This is a genomic window from Modestobacter sp. I12A-02662, assembly GCF_041028325.1.
Classification (GTDB): Bacteria; Actinomycetota; Actinomycetes; order Mycobacteriales; family Geodermatophilaceae; genus Modestobacter.
On record NZ_JABGDE010000023.1, the window covers coordinates 1 to 5548 of the forward strand.

At 60.1% G+C, this 5548-nt stretch carries 3 rRNA genes; all 3 read right to left on the bottom strand.

Annotation, left to right across the window (positions count from 1 at the left end):
* Nucleotides 1–2: 2 nt before the first annotated feature.
* Nucleotides 3–119 (bottom strand): 5S ribosomal RNA (gene rrf, locus HL189_RS22370).
* Between the two features lie 121 nt (nt 120–240).
* Nucleotides 241–3377, bottom strand: a 23S ribosomal RNA gene (locus HL189_RS22375).
* A gap of 484 nt (nt 3378–3861) precedes the next feature.
* Nucleotides 3862–5387, bottom strand: a 16S ribosomal RNA gene (locus HL189_RS22380).
* The 16S, 23S and 5S rRNA genes sit together here, the layout of an rRNA operon.
* Nucleotides 5388–5548 lie beyond the last annotated feature (161 nt).

Consider the following 5548-nt stretch of genomic DNA (forward strand, 5'->3'; position numbering starts at 1 on the left):
TTGTCCGGCGGTGTCCTACTCTCCCACCCCGTCCCCGGGGCAGTACCATCGGCGCTGAAAGGCTTAGCTTCCGGGTTCGGAATGGGACCGGGCGTTTCCCTCTCGCCATGACCGCCGTAACGCTGTGAACTTGTCCTCCACCCCCGGCACCGGCCCGACCGGGGCCGCGCACAGGAGGGGTGGGTTCCGTACGTTCAGAACCACACAGTGGACGCGAGCTACGAGCTAGCTGGATGTTGAATGGTCAAGCCCTCGGCCTATTAGTACCGGTCAGCTCCACGACTTGCGCCGCTTCCACTTCCGGCCTATCAACCCGCTGGTCTGGGCGGGGGCCTTACCCGGTTGACCCGGTGAGAGACCTCATCTTGAAGCAGGCTTCCCGCTTAGATGCTTTCAGCGGTTATCCCTGCCGAACGTAGCCAACCAGCAGTGCTCCTGGCGGAACAACTGGCACACCAGAGGTTCGTCCGTCCCGGTCCTCTCGTACTAGGGACAGCCCTTCTCAAGTCTCTTACGCGCACGGCGGATAGGGACCGAACTGTCTCACGACGTTCTAAACCCAGCTCGCGTACCGCTTTAATGGGCGAACAGCCCAACCCTTGGGACCTACTCCAGCCCCAGGATGCGACGAGCCGACATCGAGGTGCCAAACCATCCCGTCGATATGGACTCTTGGGGAAGATCAGCCTGTTATCCCCGGGGTACCTTTTATCCGTTGAGCGACACCGCTTCCACATGCCGGTGCCGGGTCACTAGTCCCAGCTTTCGCTCCTGCTCGACCCGTCGGTCTCGCAGTCAAGCTCCCTTGTGCACTTGCACTCGACACCTGATTGCCAACCAGGCTGAGGGAACCTTTGGGCGCCTCCGTTACATTTTGGGAGGCAACCGCCCCAGTTAAACTACCCACCTGACACTGTTCCTGATCCGGATCACGGACCGAGGTTAGACATCCAATTCGACCAGAGTGGTATTTCAACGGCGACTCCATCCGCACTGGCGTGCGGACTTCACGGTCTCCCACCTATCCTACACAAGCCGAACCGAACACCAATATCAAGCTGTAGTGAAGGTCCCGGGGTCTTTCCGTCCTGCCGCGCGTAACGAGCATCTTTACTCGTAGTGCAATTTCGCCGAGCCTGTGGTTGAGACAGCTGAGAAGTCGTTACGCCATTCGTGCAGGTCGGAACTTACCCGACAAGGAATTTCGCTACCTTAGGATGGTTATAGTTACCACCGCCGTTTACTGGCGCTTGAGTTCTGAGCTTCGCCACACACGAGGTGCGGCTGACCCGTCCCCTTAACGTTCCAGCACCGGGCAGGCGTCAGTCCGTATACATCGTCTTACGACTTCGCACGGACCTGTGTTTTTAGTAAACAGTCGCTTCTCACTGGTCTCTGCGGCCACCCACCGCTGCCCCAGGCTAGCTGGTTCACAGCAGATGGCCCCCCTTCTCCCGAAGTTACGGGGGCATTTTGCCGAGTTCCTTAACCACAGTTCGCTCGATCGCCTCGGTATTCTCTACCTGACCACCTGAGTTGGTTTGGGGTACGGGCCGCTCAGAGCTCGCTAGAGGCTTTTCTCGGCAGCATAGGATCATCCAATTCGCCTCATTCGGCTATGCGTCGGGCCTCACCCTGCATGCGCCACGGATTTACCTGCGGCGCGGGCCACACCCTTGCACCGGTACAACCACTCACCGGTAGGACTACCTTCCTGCGTCACCCCATCGCTTGCCTACTACCAGTCCGGATCCCGTGCTCCACCCGATCAGCCCCGAAGGGCAGTCACGAGCTTCGGACGGTTAGCATCGCTGGGTCCGGCATGGGCGCTCTTTCGCGGGTACGGGAATATCAACCCGTTGTCCATCGACTACGCCTGTCGGCCTCGCCTTAGGTCCCGACTCACCCTGGGCGGATTAGCCTGGCCCAGGAACCCTTGGTCATCCGGCGGAGGAGTTTCTCACTCCCCTTTCGCTACTCATGCCTGCATTCTCACTCGTGTGGCGTCCACGGCTGGATTCCTCCGCCGCTTCACCCGCCACACGACGCTCCCCTACCCACCCCCACCCCTGGCCGGCATCCACGAGGGATACCGACAGGGCACGTGGAAGTGCCACAGCTTCGGCGGTGTGCTTGAGCCCCGCTACATTGTCGGCGCGGAACCACTTGACCAGTGAGCTATTACGCACTCTTTCAAGGATGGCTGCTTCTAAGCCAACCTCCTGGTTGTCACTGCGATCCCACATCCTTTTCCACTTAGCACACGCTTAGGGGCCTTAGCTGATGATCTGGGCTGTTTCCCTCTCGACTACGAACCTTATCGCCCGCAGTCTCACTGCCGCGCTCTCACTTACCGGCATTCGGAGTTTGGTTGACGTCAGTAACCTTGTGGGGCCCATCGGCCATCCAGTGCTCTACCTCCGGCAAGAAACACGCGACGCTGCACCTAAATGCATTTCGGGGAGAACCAGCTATCACCGAGTTTGATTGGCCTTTCACCCCTACCCACAGCTCATCCCCTCCGTTTTCAACCGAAGTGGGTTCGGTCCTCCACGCGGTCTTACCCGCGCTTCAACCTGGCCATGGGTAGATCACTCGGCTTCGGGTCTAGAGCACGCGACTCACAACGCCCTGTTCGGACTCGCTTTCGCTACGGCTACCCCACACGGGTTAACCTCGCCACGTACCACTAACTCGCAGGCTCATTCTTCAAAAGGCACGCAATCACCTCCCACGCACGAGGCGCGGACCAGGCTCTCACGGCTTGTAGGCACACGGTTTCAGGTACTATTTCACTCCCCTCCCGGGGTACTTTTCACCTTTCCCTCACGGTACTAGTCCGCTATCGGTCACCAGGGAGTATTCAGGCTTAGCGGGTGGTCCCGCCAGATTCACACCGAATTTCACGGGCTCGGTGCTACTTGGGATACGATCCGGGAGGCCATGAGTTTTCGTGTACGGGGCTCTCACCCTCTGCGGCGACCCCTTCCAGAGGCCTTCCACTAACACATGGCTTTCTGACTCCCCGACGGCTCGGCAGAACCATCTGGACCGTCCCACAACCCCGACCACACAACACCTGCCGGCTTGACATGCGATCGGTTTGGCCTCATCCGCTTTCGCTCGCCACTACTCACGGAATCACTGTTGTTTTCTCTTCCTGTGGGTACTGAGATGTTTCACTTCCCCACGTTCCCTCCACACGCCCTATGTGTTCAGACGCGGGTCACACCACATGACTGGTGCGGGGTTCCCCCATTCGGACATCCTCGGATCAACGCTCGGTTGGCAGCTCCCCGAGGCTTATCGCAGCCTCCTACGTCCTTCATCGGCTCCTGGTGCCCAGGCATCCACCGTGTGCCCTTAACAACTTGACCACACAAACACCCACGCCCACCCACCAGGCCCGAAGACCTCGAGATGGATCGGCGCGGATATCCAGTTACATGCTCGGCAAACAAATCTTGCTAGATGCTCGCGTCCACTGTGCAGTTCTCAAAGTACGGAGAGTCGCTCCACCTCCCCCACCGCCAGACCCCGGCAACACCCGGGCGGTACGACGAGCACGGAGCCCCCGCGAGACAACGGTCACCCGCTCCCTCAGGACCCAACAGCGTGCCTACGGACCGGCCCCCCACCACCACCGCGTTCCCCACCCTCCCCCCACGCCAAGGCGTGACGAGCAACGAGCGGTACTAGCGGCGACACCAGGTCACCGGCCGAACTGGTCAGCGTTCCACCCTCGAGCACCACCCCACACACGACGCCGGCACCCCGAACTGGGCACCGGTCACGGCCTGGGCGCGGCCCTGGACCACCCCACACCCCCAGGGGGCGCAACGGGCGGCCAGTGCTCCTTAGAAAGGAGGTGATCCAGCCGCACCTTCCGGTACGGCTACCTTGTTACGACTTCGTCCCAATCGCCGATCCCGCCTTCGACGGCTCCCTCCCACACGGGGTTGGGCCACCGGCTTCGGGCGTTACCGACTTTCGTGACGTGACGGGCGGTGTGTACAAGGCCCGGGAACGTATTCACCGCAGCGTTGCTGATCTGCGATTACTAGCGACTCCAACTTCATGGGGTCGAGTTGCAGACCCCAATCCGAACTGAGACCGGCTTTTTGGGATTCGCTCCACCTCACGGTATCGCAGCCCATTGTACCGGCCATTGTAGCATGTTTGCAGCCCTAGACATAAGGGGCATGATGATTTGACGTCATCCCCACCTTCCTCCGAGTTGACCCCGGCAGTCTCCCATGAGTCCCCACCATCACGTGCTGGCAACATGGAACGAGGGTTGCGCTCGTTGCGGGACTTAACCCAACATCTCACGACACGAGCTGACGACAACCATGCACCACCTGTGCACGACGCCAAAGGCACCCCGCATCTCTGCGAGATTTCCGTGCATGTCAAGCCTAGGTAAGGTTCTTCGCGTTGCATCGAATTAAGCAACATGCTCCGCCGCTTGTGCGGGCCCCCGTCAATTCCTTTGAGTTTTAGCCTTGCGGCCGTACTCCCCAGGCGGGGCGCTTAATGCGTTAGCTGCGGCACGGAGACCGTGGAATGGCCCCCACACCTAGCGCCCAACGTTTACGGCGTGGACTACCAGGGTATCTAATCCTGTTCGCTCCCCACGCTTTCGCTCCTCAGCGTCAGTTACTGCCCAGAGACCCGCCTTCGCCACCGGTGTTCCTCCTGATATCTGCGCATTTCACCGCTACACCAGGAATTCCAGTCTCCCCTGCAGTACTCCAGTTTGCCCGTATCGACTGCAGGCCCGAGGTTGAGCCTCGGGTTTTCACAGCCGACGCGACAGACCGCCTACGAGCTCTTTACGCCCAATAATTCCGGACAACGCTTGCACCCTACGTATTACCGCGGCTGCTGGCACGTAGTTGGCCGGTGCTTCTTCTGTAGGTACCGTCACCTCACGGCTTCGTCCCTACTGAAAGAGGTTTACAACCCGAAGGCCGTCATCCCTCACGCGGCGTCGCTGCGTCAGGCTTCCGCCCATTGCGCAATATTCCCCACTGCTGCCTCCCGTAGGAGTCTGGGCCGTGTCTCAGTCCCAGTGTGGCCGGTCACCCTCTCAGGCCGGCTACCCGTCGTCGCCTTGGTAGGCCACTACCCCACCAACAAGCTGATAGGCCGCGGGCCCATCCCCAGCCGATGAATCTTTCCACCACCAGACCATGCGGTCAGCGGTCACATCCGGTATTAGCACCAATTTCTTGGAGTTATCCCGAAGCCGGGGGCAGGTTGCCCACGTGTTACTCACCCGTTCGCCGCTAGGGCACCCCACCGAAGCAGGGGCCTCGCTCGACTTGCATGTGTTAAGCACGCCGCCAGCGTTCGTCCTGAGCCAGGATCAAACTCTCCGTAGATGACATTTGAACCATGGCCGAGAACCGAGAACTGGACGCTCTCGATGTCAATCAACCAAAGGAACCCACCGACATCCCCCACAAAGGAGACCCCGGATGGGGCATTCATTACATGGCACTGACTTTCGGCACGCTGTTGAGTTCTCAAGGAGCGGACGCGC